The 19193-nt window shown below is 54.6% G+C and carries 15 protein-coding genes; 10 read left to right on the top strand and 5 right to left on the bottom strand.

The features are described 5' to 3' along the window. Positions 1-149 precede the first annotated feature (149 nt). On the bottom strand, positions 150-1538 hold the full coding sequence (locus RO22_RS15290; RefSeq protein ID WP_041158721.1) for a glutamine synthetase family protein: 1389 nt from the start codon (positions 1536-1538) through the stop codon (positions 150-152). Positions 1539-1804: 266 nt separating this feature from the next. On the opposite strand from RO22_RS15290, the gene RO22_RS15285 reads away from it, so the two are divergent. The 5 genes from RO22_RS15285 to RO22_RS15265 all read left to right on the top strand — a co-directional run bounded on the left by RO22_RS15285 (position 1805) and on the right by RO22_RS15265 (position 7914). Further along, positions 1805-2611, top strand: coding sequence for a gamma-glutamyl-gamma-aminobutyrate hydrolase family protein (locus RO22_RS15285; protein ID WP_041158720.1), 807 nt, complete (start codon positions 1805-1807; stop codon positions 2609-2611). A gap of 35 nt (positions 2612-2646) precedes the next feature. Further along, positions 2647-4023: an aspartate aminotransferase family protein gene (locus tag RO22_RS15280; protein WP_041158719.1), complete on the top strand. Its 1377-nt coding sequence runs from the start codon at positions 2647-2649 to the stop codon at positions 4021-4023. Continuing rightward, positions 4023-5522, top strand: coding sequence for an aldehyde dehydrogenase (locus RO22_RS15275; RefSeq protein WP_041158718.1), 1500 nt, complete (start codon positions 4023-4025; stop codon positions 5520-5522). Before RO22_RS15280 ends, RO22_RS15275 begins: the two co-directional genes overlap by 1 nt. Positions 5523-5744: 222 nt before the next feature. Beyond that, positions 5745-7199 (top strand): Na+/H+ antiporter NhaC, encoded by a 1455-nt coding sequence (gene nhaC, locus RO22_RS15270; protein WP_041158717.1) that lies wholly within the window; start codon positions 5745-5747, stop codon positions 7197-7199. Between the two features lie 163 nt (positions 7200-7362). Beyond that, on the top strand, positions 7363-7914 hold the full coding sequence (locus RO22_RS15265; RefSeq protein WP_041158716.1) for a cupin domain-containing protein: 552 nt from the start codon (positions 7363-7365) through the stop codon (positions 7912-7914). Positions 7915-7985: 71 nt separating this feature from the next. Here RO22_RS15265 and RO22_RS15260 read toward each other — a convergent pair whose 3' ends face one another. From RO22_RS15260 to RO22_RS15250, 3 genes are all read right to left on the bottom strand, one after another. After that, positions 7986-8726, bottom strand: coding sequence for a sulfite exporter TauE/SafE family protein (locus RO22_RS15260; RefSeq protein ID WP_041158715.1), 741 nt, complete (start codon positions 8724-8726; stop codon positions 7986-7988). Positions 8727-8737: 11 nt separating this feature from the next. Next, entirely contained in the window at positions 8738-9418 is a 681-nt protein-coding gene (locus RO22_RS15255; protein WP_027957079.1) for a hypothetical protein, read from the bottom strand. Between the two features lie 87 nt (positions 9419-9505). Next, positions 9506-10924: a PLP-dependent aminotransferase family protein gene (locus RO22_RS15250; RefSeq protein ID WP_041158714.1), complete on the bottom strand. Its 1419-nt coding sequence runs from the start codon at positions 10922-10924 to the stop codon at positions 9506-9508. A 278-nt stretch (positions 10925-11202) separates the two neighbouring features. Here RO22_RS15250 and RO22_RS15245 point away from each other — a divergent pair, with 278 nt between their 5' ends. The 5 genes from RO22_RS15245 (at position 11203) to RO22_RS15225 (ending at position 17254) form a co-directional block, all read left to right on the top strand. Then, positions 11203-12618, top strand: coding sequence for an APC family permease (locus RO22_RS15245; protein ID WP_041158713.1), 1416 nt, complete (start codon positions 11203-11205; stop codon positions 12616-12618). 45 nt (positions 12619-12663) lie between these two features. Then, on the top strand, positions 12664-14115 hold the full coding sequence (locus tag RO22_RS15240; RefSeq protein ID WP_027957076.1) for an NAD-dependent succinate-semialdehyde dehydrogenase: 1452 nt from the start codon (positions 12664-12666) through the stop codon (positions 14113-14115). An 11-nt stretch (positions 14116-14126) separates the two neighbouring features. Beyond that, a complete protein-coding gene (gene gabT / locus RO22_RS15235; protein WP_039857345.1) occupies positions 14127-15398 on the top strand; it encodes a 4-aminobutyrate--2-oxoglutarate transaminase in 1272 nt (423 codons plus the stop codon). A gap of 335 nt (positions 15399-15733) precedes the next feature. Continuing rightward, positions 15734-16432, top strand: a complete 699-nt coding sequence (locus RO22_RS15230; RefSeq protein ID WP_052475662.1) for a DUF4145 domain-containing protein — start codon at positions 15734-15736, stop codon at positions 16430-16432. Between the two features lie 75 nt (positions 16433-16507). Next, positions 16508-17254, top strand: coding sequence for a hypothetical protein (locus RO22_RS15225; protein ID WP_041158712.1), 747 nt, complete (start codon positions 16508-16510; stop codon positions 17252-17254). Between the two features lie 282 nt (positions 17255-17536). Here the strand turns inward: RO22_RS15225 and RO22_RS15220 are convergent, their stop codons facing one another. Continuing rightward, complete coding sequence (locus RO22_RS15220) at positions 17537-19117, bottom strand: cryptochrome/deoxyribodipyrimidine photo-lyase family protein (protein WP_041158711.1); 1581 nt, start codon at positions 19115-19117, stop codon at positions 17537-17539. Between the last annotated feature and the right edge of the window lie 76 nt (positions 19118-19193).

The following is a 19193-nucleotide window of genomic DNA, read 5'->3' as shown; positions in this document are numbered from 1 at the left end:
TGTTCGTCAGCCCGTTTTTATTTGCCGCGGATGCTCACGGATAACACGGAATAAAAAGCTAATAGAAGGGCAGGATAGGAGGGTAAGGCTGGCAAAAGTAACAAGAGAGGCGGCGAGCGCCTCTCTTGTTCTATCAACGGTCTAACAACTCATACGTGGCGCAGGTACCAGTCGTACTCCATGGCACTAACTTCACGCATGGTGTCGGCGCGCTCTGCTTGGCGGTTGGCAATGAACACTTCAATAAAGTCTTCGCCTAGCTGTTCGCCGAGTATGCGGCTGTTACCCAGCAAATGCAGCGCGTGTGCCCAGCTGTTAGTCAACTGAGGTGCAATTTGCTCATAGGCGTTGCCGATAATGGGGTCGGCAGGTGCAATCTGCTGGGTTAGACCATGGTGGATGGATGCCAGCACGGTAGCCAGTAAAAGGTAGGGGTTTACGTCGGCACCCGCTACGCGATGCTCTATTCGTCGTGCTTCTTTCGGGCCAGCGGGTACGCGTATTGCCACGGAGCGGTTGTCGTACCCCCAGGTAGGTGCCATGGGCACATAGAGCCCTTCCTGAAAACGGCGAAACGAATTGAGGTTAGGGGCCAGCAGTGCCATGGAGTCTGGCATCAGTTCCAGCAGCCCTCCTACAGCGTGTTGTAGTGCTGCGCTCTGCAACGGGTCGTCGCCGTTTTCGGCAAAGATGTTATGTCCGTTGCTATCTATCAGACTGACGTGAACATGGGTACCGCTACCGGCTTCTGAACCGTATGGCTTGGCCATAAAGGTAGCTTCAAAGCCATGCTTTAATGCAACGCCCTTGATGAGGCGCTTGAGCAGTACCGAGTGGTCGCAGGCGCTTAACGCATCATCTGTATGAATCAGGTTGGCTTCAAATTGGCCTGGTGCGCACTCTTTCAATACCGTATCCAGCGGCAAACCTTGCGCCTGGGCGGCACACTGCAAGTCATTGATAAATTCAGCGTACTCATCTAATTCCAGCACCGAATATAGCTGGCTTTGAGTGGCCCGCTCGCCGCTGGAGGGGGACTGAGGTGGCTGAATTAAGTTTTCTTCGTCACGTACGCGGTCGACCAGATAAAACTCTAGCTCAAGGGCGACGACGGGGGTTAAGCCACGGTCGGAGAACTGCTCAAGAATGCGCCGGAGTATTTGGCGAGGGTCGGCAAAAAACGGCGAGCCATCCATTTCCTCCATGGTCATTAACAGCTGGCCATACTGGTTGTTATCCATCCATGTGACCGGGTTAAGTGTGCCGGGAATGGCGCGACAGACGCGGTCACCGTCACCGCTGGAAAGCCCAAGTCCGGTCTCTTCCACGGTGTTGCCATTGATGTCCAACGCAAAGACCGAAGCCGGCAAATAAATGCCTTTTTCAAACACTTTGGCGAGGTTGTCGCAAGGAATGCGCTTTCCTCGGATGACACCGTTAAGGTCACTGATCAACAGGTCAATGGTGGTGATGTCTGGGTGCTGGTCGAGAAAGTCCGAGGCTACGTTTTGAGCGTCTGTGTCATTGGCAGAGGACATACGTTGTACCTTATTTTTATGCCGTGTTAGTTGTGTTTCTACTAACAGTATCCTTGCGGTGTCGATCGTTTCTGTCAATTATTTAATAACAAAAATCGTATAAATATTTATGCTCCGTGATGTATTTATTTATTTATTGTATTTTTATCAGTTATTTAGCGTATTTTTTGGCAAAAAAGGCATTTTGCGCTTGGAAAATAAAACGAGTCACGCTATGTTGAGTTGAGTGTTGAATAAAACATAACAACCGACAAAGTGGTTTGACTATGCAAGCAACGCATTCTCCGCGCCCCCTGGTGGGGGTTATCGCCTGCTGCCGAGAGGTGGAAGGTCATCCTGCCCAAATGGTGACCGATAAATTTCTTCAGGCGCTCTATCACTATGGAGTTACGCCGGTGGTTCTCCCGGTGCTAGTGGCTGATATAGCGTCGCCCGAGCAGCGCGCAGAGCAGGCTGTCGATCTGTTGGGCAGCCTGGATGGCTTGATGCTCACCGGCAGTTACACCAATGTCTCGCCTGATCGCTATGGCGCTGAACGCGCCCCAGAGAATACCCGTGACGACGCACGGCGTGACGAAGCGGCGCTTTGCTGGGTGCATGAGGCGTTACGCCAGGCGTTACCTTTATTTGGCATTTGTCGTGGCTTTCAGGAAATGAACGTCGCCCTTGGGGGCACGCTTCACCAAGCCGTACAAACGCTACCAGGCATGCTCGACCACCGTGAGCCGCCTGCTGACGACATGGCGGGCCATTATGCACCCTCCCACGCGGTAAAAATTCGCGCTAATGGGGCCTTGGCTGCGCTCTATAGCGATGAACATGCTGAGGTAAATTCACTGCACCAGCAGGGGATCGATCGGCTTGCGCCGGGGCTGGAAGCAGAAGCCTGGGCACCGGATGGGTTAGTCGAAGCGGTCTCCGTGCGCGGCGCCGCCGCGTTTGCACTGGCTGTTCAGTGGCATCCAGAGTGGCGCCCTAAAGAACATCCTTTCTATGACGCACTGTTCCAGGGATTTGCGACGGCCTGCCGTCAGCGTCGTACCCAACGTGCCGCCCAGCTTGCTGTCGGCTGAACGCTTGTTGCAACGATTTGAGCAGGAACTGATTTATGCAGACCCAGGATTACCAGGCGTTGGATCGCCAGCACCATCTTCATCCCTTCACCGACTTTAAATCCCTCGGTGAAGAGGGAAGCCGCATCATCACTCATGCCGAAGGGGTATACATTTACGATAGCCAGGGCAATCGCATTCTTGATGGTATGGCGGGACTTTGGTGCGTCAATCTCGGTTACGGGCGTCAGGAGTTGGTTGCGGCTGCCTCCGAGCAGATGCAGCAGTTGCCGTATTACAACAACTTCTTTAAAACCACCCACCCACCGGCAGTGAAGCTGGCCGCCAAGCTAAGTGAGTTGGCTCCCGAGCATATCAATCATGTGTTCTTCACTGGATCCGGTTCCGAAGCCAACGATACCGTGCTGCGCATGGTGCGACGCTATTGGGCGATCAAAGGCAAGCCGGAAAAGCAGTGGATCATCTCGCGTGAAAATGGTTATCACGGTTCTACCGTGGCGGGTATGAGCCTTGGCGGCATGGCGCCGATGCATGATCAAGGTGGCCCTTGTGTGCCGGGAATTACCCATATTTGCCAGCCTTACTGGTTTGGGGATGGTCGCGACATGAGTCAGGAGGCCTTCGGCAAGCAGTGTGCCCAAGCGTTAGAAGAGAAAATCCTGTTATTAGGTGAAGACAACGTAGCGGCTTTTATTGCCGAGCCGGTGCAGGGCGCAGGTGGTGCGATCATTCCGCCGGACAGCTATTGGCCTGCGGTGAAAGAAGTGTTGGCTAAGTACGATATTTTGCTGATTGCCGACGAAGTCATTTGCGGCTTTGGGCGTTTAGGCGAGTGGTTTGGCAGTACTCACTATGGGCTAACACCTGACCTGATGCCGATTGCCAAGGGGCTGTCGTCGGGCTATCTGCCCATTGGCGCGGTGCTGGTGGGAGATCGCGTGGCCGATACATTGATAGAAGAGGGAGGTGAGTTCTTCCACGGCTTTACTTACTCCGGCCACCCGGTCTGTGCGGCTGTTGCGCTTAAAAACCTCGAACTGATGGAAAGTGAGCAAGTGGTCGACAACGTTCGCAATGACCTGGGCCCTTATCTGGCTAAACGCTGGCAGGAACTGGCTGAACATCCGCTGGTGGGTGAGGTGCGTTCGTTAGGCTTGATCGGCGCACTGGAACTGGTCGCTGACAAGAGCACTGGCGAGCGCTTCGATAAATCCCTTTCCGTAGGCAATCTGTGCCGTGATTTGTGTTTCGAAAGCGGGCTAGTGATGCGCTCAGTGGGCGACACCATGGTGATGTCCCCGCCGCTCATCATCACGCACAGTGAAATTGATGAACTGGTGAGCAAAGCGCGTTTGGCACTGGGCAAAACAGCCGAAAAGCTGGCGATAACACACCCCATGGAGAGTGCATAATGGCGGCAGATAACACGAAAACCCTAGCCGACTGGCAAGCAAAAGCAGCGTCACTGAGCTTTGAAACGCGCGCTTTTATCAATGGCGAGTTTGTGGCTGCCGCAGATGGCAGCACACTGACCAGTATCAACCCTGCCTCCAGAAATGTTCTTGCTGAAGTGGCCAGCTGCGATGCACAAGATGCTGAGCGCGCGACGCAAGCGGCCCGTGCAACCTTTGAAAGCGGTGTCTGGTCACGTTGCCACCCGAGTAAGCGCAAGCGAGTGCTGCTGCGCCTCGCGGATTTGGTAGAGACGCACCACGATGAGTTGGCGTTACTCGATACGCTCGATATGGGTAAGCCGATTTCCAGCTCGCTAGGGGATTTGGCAGGCACTGTAGCGTGCTTACGCTATCAGGCGGAATGTATCGACAAGCTTTATGGCGAAGTGGCACCCACTGGAGATCGTGCGCTAGGGTTGGTGCTACGCGAGCCAATGGGGGTCGTGGCGGCTATTGTGCCATGGAATTTTCCACTGATGATGACGTCCTGGAAGATTGCCCCGGCACTGGCCGCGGGCAACAGCGTGATTCTCAAACCGTCGGAAAAATCGCCTTTGTCGGCGCTGCGCTTGGCGCATCTTGCCCAGGAATCCGGTATTCCTGACGGCGTATTTCAGGTTTTACCCGGTTACGGCCATACGGTGGGCAAAGCTCTGGCGCTCTCCATGCAGGTAGATTGTCTGGCGTTTACCGGCTCCACGGCTGTGGGTAAACAGCTCATGCAGTACGCTGGACAATCCAACCTGAAACGCGTGTTTCTAGAGTGCGGTGGCAAAAGCCCTAATATCGTTTTCGCTGACTGCCAATATCTCGATGCCGTCGCCCAAAGCGCTGCGGAAGCTATTTTCCACAACCAAGGCGAAGTCTGTATTGCCGGTTCGCGACTGTTGGTGGAAAACAGTATTCGCAAGGATTTTGTGGCCCGCGTGGTGAAAGCTGCTGAGCACATGCAGCCAGGAGACCCGCTCGACCCGGATAGCTTTATGGGCGCCATGGTCGATGAAGCGCAGTACCAACGGGTACTTGATTATATTCGCCAGGGCGAGAGCGAAGGCGCCACGCTGAAGCTAAGGGGCGAAGCCAGCGATTCCAATGGGTATTTCCTGGCGCCGACGGTTTTCGATGATGTTACTCCCGATATGCGCATTGGCCGCGAAGAAATCTTTGGCCCAGTACTGAGTGTGTTCGGTTTCGACAGCGAAGAGCAAGCGATTGCACTGGCGAATGATAGTGACTTTGGACTCGCTGCTGGTGTTTGGAGCCAGGATATTGACCGCATTATGCGGGTCTCGCGGCGCCTGCAATCCGGCCAGGTATATGTGAATAACTGGGCGGGTATCGATCAGACAGTGCCTTTCGGCGGCGTGAAGCAGTCGGGCAATGGGCGCGATAAATCGCTTCACGCGCAGGAGAAATACTGCGAAGTGAAGACGGTGTGGATGTCGCTAAGCGTTTGAACCATCGAAGTTCGTAACGAGCTTCGCCTGGGTACTTCACTCTTTATTGATTCGATTCAATAGCGCTAGGTGTCACGGCAAATGCCGTGCCCCCTCGCCGAGGGGGCCTTGTGCCTGAAAAACCAATAAAAACAAGCATAACAATGATCGGAGTCGCCATCACTGCAATGATTTCCTAACGGAAATACGACGACCAATAATCAAACATTAAGTGAGAACATTATGTCGACTGACCACACTGCTAAGGAAGACCAAGAAACTCCCCGCCCAAGTTTAAAAGCGACCATGATACCGATTGTGTTTATGGCGGCATCATTGGGCGTATTTATTGGTTACTTCGAGACGGATCCGCACTTGCCACTTTTTTTGAGTGCGATTGTAGCGACGATAGTGGCTATTACGACGGGTAGCCGCTGGAAGCATCTCGAAGCGGGTATTTTACGTTCCATAGGCCTGACCACACAGGCGATTGTGATTCTAATCATTATCGGCACCATTATTGGCTACTGGATTGCCGGTGGGATTGTGCCCACCATGATCTATTACGGGCTGAGCATTTTGGCACCAGACTACTTTTTGGTTGCGGCGTGCTTGATCTGCTGTTTGGTATCGTTGGCTGGTGGTAACGCCTGGACGGCGGCAGGCACTATTGGTATCGCCCTGATGGGCGTCGGTGAAGGGCTAGGCCTTAATCCGGCGATGGTAGCAGGTGCTGTGATCTCTGGGGTTTATTTTGGCGACAAGATTTCTCCGCTTTCCGAAACTACCAACATGGCGCCAGGTGTGGTCAGTGTCGACCTGTTTGAACACATTCGCTATATGCTCTACACCACGGTTCCGGCGCTCGCGGTGGCGCTAGTGCTTTACACCATTATTGGCCTGAACATGACGCCTTCAGGTGATGGTGCGGCACAAGTAGCCGAGTTGCAGCAGAGTCTAGATGAACTGTTTATGATCAGTCCCTGGCTGCTGCTGGTGCCTGCGGCAGTTATCGTGATGATGGTCAAGAAGGTGCCGGCCATTCCTGCCCTTTCTGTTGGTTCGCTGATGGGTATTGTTTGCGCGATTGTGGTTCAGGGCGTACCTCTAGGTGATAGCTTTACTATTTTTGTGGAAGGCTACGCGGTAGACACTGGAAACGCCACGGTGGACGACCTGCTGACCAACGGCGGTGTTAGCGCCATGATGTGGACTGTTTCGCTGATCATTATCGCGATGAGCTTTGGCGGGATTCTTGAGTCGGCGGGGTTCTTTCGTACCATCGTGGAAAGTCTGCTCAAACTGGCCAAGACCACTGGCAGCCTGATTGCTACTACAGTGGCGACATCGATGGCCGCTAACGTAGTGGGTTGCGATCAGTATCTAAGTATTATTCTTCCTGCCCGCATGTATGCCAGCGAGTACAAGCGTCGCTCGCTGAAACTGAAAAACCTGTCTCGCACGGTAGAAGATGCTGGCACCATGACGTCGCCTCTGGTGCCTTGGAATACCTGTGGTGCCTTTATGTTTGCCACGCTGGGCGTCAGTGCTTTCAGTTACGCGCCTTATGCCTTTCTAGCGCTGCTTAGTCCGTTATTTGCCATTCTTTACGGCTTTACCGGCTTCCGAATTGCTTACGAAGACGAGCCGCAAGAGGCTGAAGTGGTCGTGGGATTGGCTGATGCTCGAAGTACTTGAGCTGACCACGACGATGCACACCGACTAAGCGAATTATCTTTTGTAGAAAGCGATCATTTAATTAAGTTTTTGCCCCACAGCCGTGGGGTTTTTTTTGCGCTATTATGTGCCCGTCAATAGACCAACAACGTAATTTACTTATTGATAGGGAGTGAAAAAAAGCATGTCGGATGACGTGGGTGCGAGCTTGCGCTCCCTGCGCAAGCAGCGAGGGATTTCGCAGCGAGAACTAGCAAAGTTGTGTGGGGTTACCCACTCAAGTCTTTCGCTAATAGAGCAAGGAAAAGTTAGCCCATCCGTCAGTTCCCTGAAGAAAATCCTAAACGCATTCTCTATGAGCGTCGGTGATTTTTTTACGATGGATCTTGATAGTCAGGAGCAGGTTTTCTATTCGGCGGATGATTTAGTTGATATTGCTTCCGGTGATATTTCCTTCAAGCTTGTCGGGGCAAATCGTCCTAACCGTGCCTTGGCTTTTATGGTTGAGCGATATTTACCGGGTGCTGATACTGGGCAAGCCATGATTACTCACTATGGTGAAGAGGCTGGTTTTGTCGTGGAAGGTGAGATTGAAATCATTGTTGGAAGTAATACGAGGCGCTTAGGGCCAGGTGAATCATACTATTTCAAGACAAGCACTCCGCACCGTTTCAGAAACATTGGCGATGTCCCCTGCAAGATAATTAGCTGCGCTACGCCAGGTAAGGCGTTCTGATATTACTGGTTTGTATTGTGCGGCAATTGTCGCATTGATGTCGTGCAAATCGTTTGGGCACTGCCTCAACGCTAGCGGGTGAGTAGGAATATTCCCTGAATGAAATAGAAAACCCCAATACCGGTCACGATCCAGCGCGTCCAGGTGCGGAAGTTGGCATCGGTGAGGCGGTGTAAAATGCGGTTGCCGGTGTGGGTGCCAAAGATCGCAAACGGCGCCGCTAGCAGCACAATGCCCCATTCGCCGGTACTAAGCGCCATGGCGGCGCCGAGATAGAAGATGATTTTAATGCTGTGAGCCACTACCTGAATCATTGCCTTGGTCGCCACGACTTGGCGGCGATCCATACGTGAGCGGACAAAGAAGATATCGATTAGCGGCCCGGAAACCCCTGCGGCAATCGTCAAACCGCCAGAGGCGATGCCGCAGCACAGTGCGTGGCTGGCGCGGTTGGCATCCAGGTGAAACCAGCGCTTGGGCAGCCATACCAAAATCGGCATTAGGCCAATCAATATAGAGACGCTGGCGGCATTGGGGCTGTAGTTGAACAGCAGAAGCAGGCCCGCGGCGCTTAGTACACCCAGCGTCATAAAAGCGACAATGCGCCAGACAATATAGCGCCGTGACAGCCACGCCCGCGAACCGTTAGACGTGAGTTGAATAACCCCGTGAACGGCCATCGCCGTGCCGGCGGGAAAGATCAGCAGCAGAAACCATAGCAGTACCAATCCGCCCGCCATACCAAACACCCCGGAGAGCATCGAGGTAAAAAACACCACGCTAACCAGGGCAGCACCCATCCATAGTGACATCGTCAGCTTCCTTAACTACGACAGAATGGCCAGATCTGGTAAAACTTGCGGCATTGAAACTCCGCTTCGCAAGCATTGAGCTGGGCTTGGTAACGGTTAGCGCGAGCAGCTACTTGTCTCCCCGCACTCAATACCTGTGGTTTGCCGCGGTAAGAACCCCGCTGGTAGCCCCCCGCGCCTTCGTGATAGGCGTAGTAGAGGTGCTCGGGATTACTGAGCGATATGCCCGCCTGCTGCTGGGAACGACGGTTGTACCAGCCAATAAAGTCCGTGGCGTGTTTCATATGAGTACGCCGGGCAAACAGGCTGCCCGCTTGATCCTCATACTCCCCCCAAACGGGGTCTTGGGCCTGGGCGTAGCCTTTGGCAGAAGAGGGCCGGGGGCCGGGGATAAAGCCTAGATAGTACTTGCGATCCGGGCGGATATGGCTACGAAACGAAGACTCCTGCTGAATAAACGCCATCTGGGTGGCGATCGGTGTGCCCCACTTCTCCTCTGATTCCTGGGCGTAGTCGTACCAACTGGGCTGCTCGCGGAAGATCTCGCAGATATTGCTTTGATCCTGAGGCGGGTTGGGCGCAAAGGTGGCGCAGCCCGAGAGCAGGAGCACAAGACTTAGTGATGCCCAGAGGCGAAGCCTAGCGAAAGCAGCCGAAGAGGCGACGATGAAATTATCAACAGGGTGACGCATAAAAGTCCTTGTGTATAAACCGTTCAAAGCTTGTGGATAAGGTGTTGAGAAACACTTCCTTCCTTACCTGTGCACTATTAATAACGCCTAGCGCAGCAGTGCTTCCAGGCTGCGACGCAGGCGCTGTGCTTCACGCACCAGCGTTTCCCCTGATAGCATGCCGACGCCCATTACTAAGCCGACGCGCGGATCGGTTGGTGCACACACTGGGCTTAATGGACGCACAATTAAATGCTCTTTCAGCAGTGACTGAGCGATTCCCACATCGTTAACGCCCGGCTCAAACTCGACGCAAAGGCTAATAGCACTGCTCGGTGGCGAAACGCTGCGCACCTGCGGCAGCGAATGTAGTTGATCATGCAGCACCTGTTGGCGCCCTAGGTAGTCGCGTTGAATGCGCCGACACCAGGCATCCAAATCACCATCAAAAATAAATTGTGCTAGTACGGCCTGATCCAGCATGCGTCCTTCGCGGAATAGTTCACTGCGCAAGCGGTTCATTGGCCCCGCTAAATGACGCGGTACCACTAAATAGCCTAAGCGCAGTCCTGGAAACATCATCTTGGAAAACGAGCCCACCAGCAAGTGGCGCTCCGAGTGCGGGTCAAAGAGCAGATTGGAGTGGTCGTCGCGGTTAAACTCGTAATCATCTTCGACAATATACGCGGGCGCTAGGGCATCGCATAAGCGCTGTTTATCCACCGCACTGGTAGGCACGCTGAGCGGGTAATGGTGCGAGCCGGTCAAGTAGGCCAGCTTGACCGGGCCAGGAGCAGGCGGAAGCATGTGCCCCTGACCTGGCAGCCACGCCACCGGTTCGATTTCCAAACCTGCGGCGGTAAAGACGTTGCGCGCTCCCCAGTAGCAGGGCGACTCCATGGCAACAGTGTTGCCCACATCAGCCAACGCCACGGCGCATAGCTCAATGCCGTTATGGGTACCGTCAGTGATGATGATCTGTTCCGTGTCGCAACTAATATTGCGCCAGCGCGCCAGAAAATCGCGTATCGCGCGCTTTAATGGGCCGTAGCCACCGGTGGAGTAGGAGAGCAGCAGGGCGTTTTGCGGCACCGTTACGCTGGCGTAGAGCTGCCGCCATTTACGCATCGGGAATTGGGCGATATCGGGAATGCCGGGCACGAAGGCGCCGCTTTGGATCATGCTAGCGCCTGGGCCATCCAGCACCCGCTGGGCGCGTGATGAGAGCTGTGCATTGCCATGCAAGGAAAGGCTGGGCGTAACGGGCCGACACGTCCAGGTGCCTTGGCCGTGGGCGGTCTTAAGCAGTGCCTCCTCGAGTAGCGTATGGATCGCCAGCGCCAGGGTTTGGCGGGCAACGCCAAGGGCATCCGCCAACTGGCGATGGGAGGGCAGCCGCAGCCCGGCAGGCCACTGCTGGGTAATGGCTTGTCGCAATGCCTGCTCAATACGCACCTGCTTACTCAACCGTTCCGGTTGGAGTGCATAAAGCTGTACAAGTTGGTGCACGACCTCCTTACGATCCATTTGAACACCCCTTAATCCCGCTTAACCCGCTAACGGCGGGCACTTAGACGAAAGCCGTATGAAAATAGTGCACCCTTTCGGTGCGCATGGAAAGTGGTCTAGTCGAACGCAAAAGTGGTGCGTTCGCGTTTTCTCTCCCGCCTGCTAGCGTGTGGCCATCCTGTTTGGCGAAACCGTTAAAAACATGCCTATTCAAAGAAAGGCTGTTAAAACAGGATCAGGATACTGCGCCCCTGAGCGCCTACGACAACATCCAATAACTCGCAGGACAATTTCAAATGACCACATCCTCATCAGAACAGGAAGGGCTCGTCCGGGTACTCGCCCGTGGCGATGTATTAGCGCTGGCCTTCGGTGCCATGATCGGTTGGGGCTGGATTGTACTCACCGGTACCGCCATTCAATCCGCTGGCAGCCTAGGCGCCATTATAGCGTTTATTATCGGCGGTTTAGCGATTGTCTTGGTTGGCCTTACCTATGCTGAACTTGCCGCTGCGATGCCCAAAGTCGGTGGCGAGCACGTCTACAGCTACCGCGCCTTGGGCCACTTACCTTCTTTCTTGTGCACCTGGGCGATTATTCTAGGCTACCTAAGCGTGGTGGCCTTTGAAGCGGTAGCACTTCCCACAGTGATTGAACATCTGGCGCCCAACTATGCCGTCGGTCATCTGTGGACGATTGCCGGCTGGGAAGTTAAAGCCACCTGGGTAGCGGTAGGTGTAGGTGGCTCGTTGGTCATGATGATCATCAATTACTTCGGTGTGACCACCGCTGCGCTGCTGCAAAAGGTAGTGACTGGGTTAATTCTGCTGGTGGGGGTCATGTTTGTCACCGGTTCGCTGTTTGAAGGCGAAACCATCAATATGATGCCGCTCTTCACCCAGGCCGACACCGGCGTGTTCGCAGGCATTGTAGCGGTGCTGGTCATGGTGCCGTTTCTGTTTGTGGGGTTTGACGTTATCCCCCAGGCCGCTGAAGAGATCAATCTGCCCTATAAGGCCATCGGCAAAGTGCTGATGATGTCGGTGATTCTGGCGGTGGTGTGGTATGCGCTGATTATTCTGGCGACCAGCCTGGCGCTCAACAGCACTGAACTGGCGGCCAGTTCACTGAGTGTGCCGGACGCCATGGGAAGCCTGTTTAACGCCGCGTGGGCCAGCAACTTAATGGTCATGGCGGGTATTGCGGGCATTATTACTAGTTGGAACGCCTTCTATATCGGCGGCTCTCGGGCAATCTATGCCCTCGCTAAAGCAGGCATGCTACCTGCGCCGTTTGCCAAGCTGCATCCTCGCTACAGAACCCCTACTAATGCCATCTTTATGATGGGCTTTCTCTCCTGTTTGGCGCCCTTCTTTGGCCGCCCAGCATTGGTGTGGATCGTTAATGCGGGTGGCTTGGGCATCGTATTGGCCTACCTGTTTGTGGCGATCTCCTTTGTGGTGCTACGGGTGCGCGAGCCGGATATGCCCCGCCCATTCAAGGTAAGTAACGGCAAGCTGTGCGGCACCCTCGCTATCATTCTTTCTTTCGGTATGGCGTGCCTCTACCTGCCCGGTAGCCCGGCGGCACTGAGCGTCGCGGAGTGGACTATCTTTGCTGGCTGGGCGGTGCTGGGCATCGTGCTTTACGTGCATGCGCTGCGCACCTACGGGCGTGACTACAGCGATCGCCATATGCAAGTGGACCTGTAAGCCGTCCTACGAGATTTCTGGACTTAAGCTTTTTAGGAGCAACGTATGAGCTTTATCGAACAGTGGTTGCACGATGCGGTTCCAGCCCTGGTGGGTGGCGAGTGGCGTACAGGTCAACAAACCTTTGCGGTGGATAACCCCGCCACCGGTGAAACCATTGCCCGGGTGGCGGATATGGGCGCCGATGATACCCGTGACGCCGTGGCCGCCGCCTACAACGCTGGCGCTGCCTGGCGGGCCACACCGGTCAAGCAGCGCTCGGCACTGCTACGGCGCTGGTTTGAGCTTATTAACGAACACGCCGACGACCTGGCCCGTCTGATGACCCTGGAGCAGGGCAAGCCGCTGACGGAAGCCAAAGGCGAAGTCACCTACGGTGCGTCGTTTATCGAGTTCTTCGCCGAAGAAGCCAAGCGTATGGCAGGAGAAACCCTACCAAGTCATGGCGCGGACAAACGCTTATTGGTTCTGCGCGAGCCGGTAGGTGTGGTGGCGGCAATTACCCCATGGAACTTCCCGCTGGCGATGATTACCCGCAAGTGCGCCCCGGCCCTGGCGGCGGGCTGCACCGTGGTGATCAAGCCCGCCGAAGCCACGCCGCTCACCGCGCTTGCCGCCGCTTACCTGGCGCTGGAAGCGGGCCTGCCTGCAGGCACCATTAACGTGATTACTGCCTCAAAACCGGCAGCGGTGGGTGAGGTGCTCACCACGGATTCACGGGTGCGCAAAGTCTCGTTTACCGGCTCCACCCCGGTGGGTAAGCACTTGCTTGCCCAGTGCGCCAGTACAGTGAAGAAGGCCGCCATGGAGCTGGGGGGCAACGCGCCGTTTATCGTGTTTGACGACGCCGATGTAGATGCCGCTGTTGATGGCGCAATCGCCTCCAAATTCCGCAACGCTGGGCAAACCTGCGTATGCACCAATCGCTTCCTGGTGCAGGACGGCATTTACGATACGTTTGTCAGCAAGCTCACCGAGCGAGTGAACGCACTGAAGGTTGGCGATGGCCTGGCGGATGGCAGCATTATCGGCCCGCTGATTAACCAAGCAGCGGTAGATAAAGTGCAGCGCCATGTGGACGACGCAGTGAACCAGGGTGCTCGGCTGCTCTGCGGTGGTAAGCCTCACGCCGCAGGCGAGCGCTTCTTCACTCCCACGGTGCTGGCGGATGTGACCACCAAGATGGCCGTGGCCGACGAAGAGACCTTCGGCCCGGTCGCGCCGGTGTTTCGCTTCCAGCGCGATGAAGAAGCCATTGCCATGGCCAACGATACACCCTTTGGCCTGGCGGCTTACTTCTACGCTACGGATTACCGCCGCATCTGGCGCACCATGGAGCAGCTGGAGTACGGCATGGTCGGTGTGAATGAAGGGTTGATCTCCACCGAGTTGGCGCCGTTTGGCGGCGTTAAAGAGTCCGGGTTGGGTCGCGAAGGCTCCCACCACGGTCTTGATGAATTTACTGAACTTAAATATGTCTGCGTTGGCGGTTTATAAGGAAAGCTATGATGACTAACCAAGAATTGAACGACCTGAAAAACCGCTACGTGGCTAACGGTGCTGCCACGCCGACAACCCAGTTTGCCGAGCGCGCTGAAAATGCTGAGCTGTGGGATGCCGACGGCAACCGCTGGATCGACTTCGCGGGCGGTATTGGTGTGCTGAACTTGGGCCACCGCCACCCGAAAATCGTCGCCGCCGTTGAAGCGCAGCTCAAGAAAGTTATGCACACCAGCGCCGCGGTCATTTCCTACGCGCCCTATGTGCAGCTGTGCCAAAAGCTCTGCGAACTAAGCCCGGTGCGCGGCCCTGAGCGCAAAGCGATGCTGGTCAACACCGGTGCCGAAGCGCTGGAAAACGCCGTGAAGATTGCCCGCGCTGCCACTGGCCGCACCGGCATTATTACCTTCGACGGCGCTTTCCACGGACGCACCATGATGACCCTGGCCATGACCGGCAAGGTGCTACCGTACAAGAACGACTTCGGCCCGATGCCGGGCGACGTGTTCCGCGCCCCATTCCCGAATCCGCTGCACGGCATCAGCGAAGAAGCGTCTTTGGATGCCATTCGCACGCTGTTCAAAACCGATATCGCCCCGCACCGTACAGCGGCCATCGTGATTGAGCCGGTTCAAGGTGAAGGCGGCTTCTATATTGCGTCACCGGATTACCTTAAAGCGCTGCGCGCGCTGTGCGACGAGCACGGTATTCTACTGATCGCCGATGAAGTGCAGTCCGGCTTCGCCCGCACCGGCAAGCTATTTGCCCTCGAACATAGCGACATCGAAGCGGATATTCTCACCACCGCCAAAAGCCTCGCTAACGGCATGCCGCTGTCGGCTGTTGTGGGTACCGCCAAGGTAATGGACGCCTCCGGCCCCAACTCCCTAGGCGGCACCTACAGCGGCAATCCGCTCTCCTGCGCGGCAGCGCTGGCGGTGATCGAGGTGATCGAAGAGGAAAATATTCTTGAGCGCAGCGAGCAGATGGGCAAGATGCTCGCGGAGCGTTTTGCTGTTTGGGAAGAGCGATTCCCCGCCGTTGCCCACGGCCGCCAGCTAGGCGCCATGGCAGCGTTCGAATTGCTCGATAGCGAAGGAAAACCCGATACAGCGCTAACCGGTGCGCTCTGTGCCAAAGCCCGCGAGAAAGGCCTGATCCTTCTCTCCTGCGGCTTCTACGGCAACAGCATCCGCATTCTGGTGCCGCTGACGGTATCGTCTGCAGTGCTGGAAGAGGGTTTGAGTATTATTGAGCAGTCTCTGGAGGCGCTTAGCTAATACTCCTTTTTAAGTCTCATCTAGCCCGCCATTGTCAAACAGCGAAAGCTGCTGGCGATTGGCGGTTTTTTTATGCGTTGAAAGCTCAAAGCTGAGATATTCAGCCGCCCTAAGCGCCCTGTGCTAAGCTGGATTTGGTAGGGTGGGTGAGAAAAATAGCAAGCTAGGTGGCCTCCCAATGTGGAGGTAGTACTGGCAAATGCAGTAGAAACATGAGTTTTGGATGCTTAGCCTGTTAATAATTAGAGGAATCATAGATTTAGAAGGATTTTGCAGACCGCACTTTTCGAACAATCATGTCGGTGCCTTTATACAATCATGGGATGCGATGTCTCATGCCTGTTAAGACCTTTCCATATTTCACAGGGAGCAAAGGGTTGATAAATAAACACTCGGTAAGGTTTGATGAACTCAGCTTAGAAGCAGAGTTAGTCGATTCTACCAAGCAGCAAAGGCATGGTGAGTATGACAGCTACTTTATCGTCAGCAGTGAGGCCTTCGACGAATGGCGGTTGAAAGCCAAAAGTTTGATCTCCCGGGCGTGTGGCGAGGACAGCGAATATTTGAAGGCATTTTCAAATGCGGAACATCTTCAAACCTTCGACTCAAGCTACGATATTTTTAAACGTCTTAAATCTGTGTTCGCTGCTGCGCGTAGCGACTTTCAGGGTGGCCACCTCGCATCTATTCGCAGTCTAGTCCAAGCGGAGTTGTTTGATAGTGAGCTAGAGCAAGCCCAGGAACTCTTGAGCCAAGGCTATATTGGTCCGGCAGCTGTTGTTGCGGGGGTTGTACTTGAAACCACACTCAGAGATCTCTGCGATCAGCAATTAATACCTCATGGTAAGCTTGATCAAATGAATGCAGCGCTTGCCAAAAACGGCCTTTACAACAAGCTGCAACAAAAGCGAATTACGACAATCGCTGACATTCGAAATAATGCAGCCCACGGGAAATGGTCGGAATTTTCCGAGTCAGATGTCGCGGACATGATCAAAGATGTTCAGCGTTTCCTTGCCGAATATTTGTCTTAACAATCGGCTGCAGCGACCGATTTTCGCCGCTATAAACCGGCGTGTGAGCCGGGCGTTATGCCAGAGGAGTAATACGTGAGTCGCATAAAAATAAAAATGATCCTGATAGGTCATATGCCACTCGGACTTCAGCTTTCTAAAGTAAAGAAGTGGAAGTCTTCCGTTTTTAGCATTGAAGGGTCGATCGAACCCTATGTACTTCGATGCGATTCAGATGGTTACGGATGGGAGTTCTCAGACGAGCTTTTGGTGGAGCAGTTTCCAAAAGAGAGAAATGTCGATTTAACGGTTGCTATTGTTAATGTGCCGCTAGAGATGAATTGGTATGCTCGAAGGTTGGGAGGTAATCGAATTGCTTTCACTTTTCACGAAATCAAAGATATCCTCGAACACTTCAATATTCCGCTAGAAAACGCCATATTGCGTGTACTTTACGCGTATTCGCTCCTTTACCTCAGGTCAGGTGGCCAGATTCCTGATTACGGCGCATTGCCTGGCTACACGCATGATGAGACTAGGGGGTGCCTCTTTGACATGAATGGAATCAAAACTGACATAATAGCCTCATGTCATTTCCCAAAGATATGTGATGAATGCGAAGAACGCCTTAAACAGGACAGGGTTTCAACTTCAACAATTGAAAAAACAAACAAAGAGATCAAAAAAATAAAAAAAGATCTTTATTTCAGAATTGCCGATTCAATTAAGAAGCATCCGATTGCAGCCCTTGCTCTATCAGGCCTGATAGCCCTCGCAATAGGGGTTGCCAGTTCTTTCATGGCCACAGTGCTTATGGGGATGATGGCTAATGGATTGGATTGAAGACATCACAATTGCGTCAAAGAAACCACTTTGTTCCGCTGCTGATCCGCAACTACTACCTCCTTTTATACCCAAATAAGGGCCAACCGACCCTGTTGGGGTGACGTCGGTAGACTGGTCACCTAGCTTATGCCGTGATTTTCCCGGTGAGGTGCGTGTCTGTGATGGCGTCGTTAAGTAGAGCACGACCGGCGTTGATTGGTATCATCATCTGTATAAAGTCAGCGCCAAAACGGTCACGCTTTCTGGTGAAAAGCTAGTTAGCCATACTGGAAGTAACACCTACTTATCCTCCAACCCTCCATCGCCAAACAGAGAAAGCTGCTGGCGATTGGCGGGTTTTGCTTTTTTAGAGCGCTGCAAGGATGGCCGCTGCTGGCTGGCGAGCTTATCCACAATGGCTTGGCTGGCTATTCTCGCATCTGGGGTGCGGCGAAGCTCGTACAGCATCTTCTTCCAGTGGCGCGCCTCACATTCAAAGTCGTTGGGGAACGGGTAGTGTTCGCCGGGCTGAAAGCCGAATCGTTGGCGCAGGCTTTCGGGTAGTGCCCACGGCTTGGCGCGCCACTCTAGCGGCAGGGCAGTTAATTCTGGCACCCAGCGGGCGACAAACTCACCATCTGGGTCGTTATCTTCCGCCTGTTTGATGGGGTTATACACCCGCAGCGCGTTGGTGCCCGTGGCGCCTGCCTGCATCTGCACCTGGGGGTAGTGAATACCCGGCTCGAAGTCGGTAAATAGACGTGCCAAGTGCAATGCTGGTTCGTACCAGTGCAGCCCAAGGCCAAAGGTGGCGTGGGAGATCAACATGGCGCGCATGCGAAAGTTGATCCAACCGGTGGCGATCAGGCTGCGCATGCAGGCATCCACCAACGGCACGCCGGTTTGTCCATGCTTCCAGGCGATCAGGTTGGGATGTTCGGGGTCGCGCTCCCGCAGGCCTCGTAGCGCTGGGTGCAGCGTTTGCGACTCTATGCTCGGCTTACTTTCGAGCTTTTGAATAAAGTGGCAGTGCCAGTGGAGTCGGGAAGCGAAGGCGCGCAGTGAGCGTGACCAGGGCGTGTCTTCAGCATGCTTTTTACGCTGGCGGCGCAGCGACTGCACCACTTCGCGCATGGAGAGCGTGCCCCAAGCCAAATGGGGCGAAAGCCGCGAGCCAAATTCCCAGGCAAGCAAAGGTTTAGACAGCGAGCCGCGATATCGCCGCCCGCGCTGGCTTACAAAGCTGCGCCACACTGCGCGGCCTTCGCTGCGGCCACCAGGCTGGCGCTCCGGGCAGGGCGTGGTATCAAACCCTAGCGTTAGTTTATGAAGCTGCTCAATATCAATATGATGAAAAGCTTGCCAGCCCTCGGCCGCTTGAGCGTTTTGCGGGGCTGAGAAGGTAGGAGCAGTCATTAACGCTTCCCACTGTTTTTCCCATGCATCGCGCTCTGCCACCCGGGATTTCAGGCCGCGTATTACGCCGTGCTGGCGTGCTTCATGCCATGGCGCGCCTTGCTGTTGGCACCATGCCTTGACGCTAAGATCGCGGGCAAAGCTCCAGGCGTTGCCTGTCTCTTCATGAGAGTGAAGAGCAAACTCGCCGTAATTGGTTTTCAGGGCGTTCAGCAAATCGATAATATCGCCCTGCCAAATACACAGCGGTAGGCCAAGTGTCTCCAGAGCGTGAGAAAGATCGACCAGTGAGTCAGCGGCAAACTGCCAGTGGCGCAGGGCACTATCCGGCGCTTGCCACTGCCCGGGTTCAATGGCGAATACGGGCAATACGGAGCCAGCCGCGGCTGCATTAGAAAGCGGCGCGTGATCATGAATACGTAAATCGCGTTTGAACCAAACAACCTGGATAGGTGCCTTAGCCATGCCGTACCTTGCGGTTGAGGGCTATTCGCCGCTAAGTCTATTCGCCACTGACATGTGACGTTACCATCAAGCTACC

The organism is Halomonas sp. KHS3 (genome assembly GCF_000830495.1).
Classification (GTDB): Bacteria; Pseudomonadota; Gammaproteobacteria; order Pseudomonadales; family Halomonadaceae; genus Vreelandella; species Vreelandella titanicae.
Note: the sequence above shows the minus strand (reverse complement) of the source record. Positions and strands in the feature narration are given on the sequence as shown.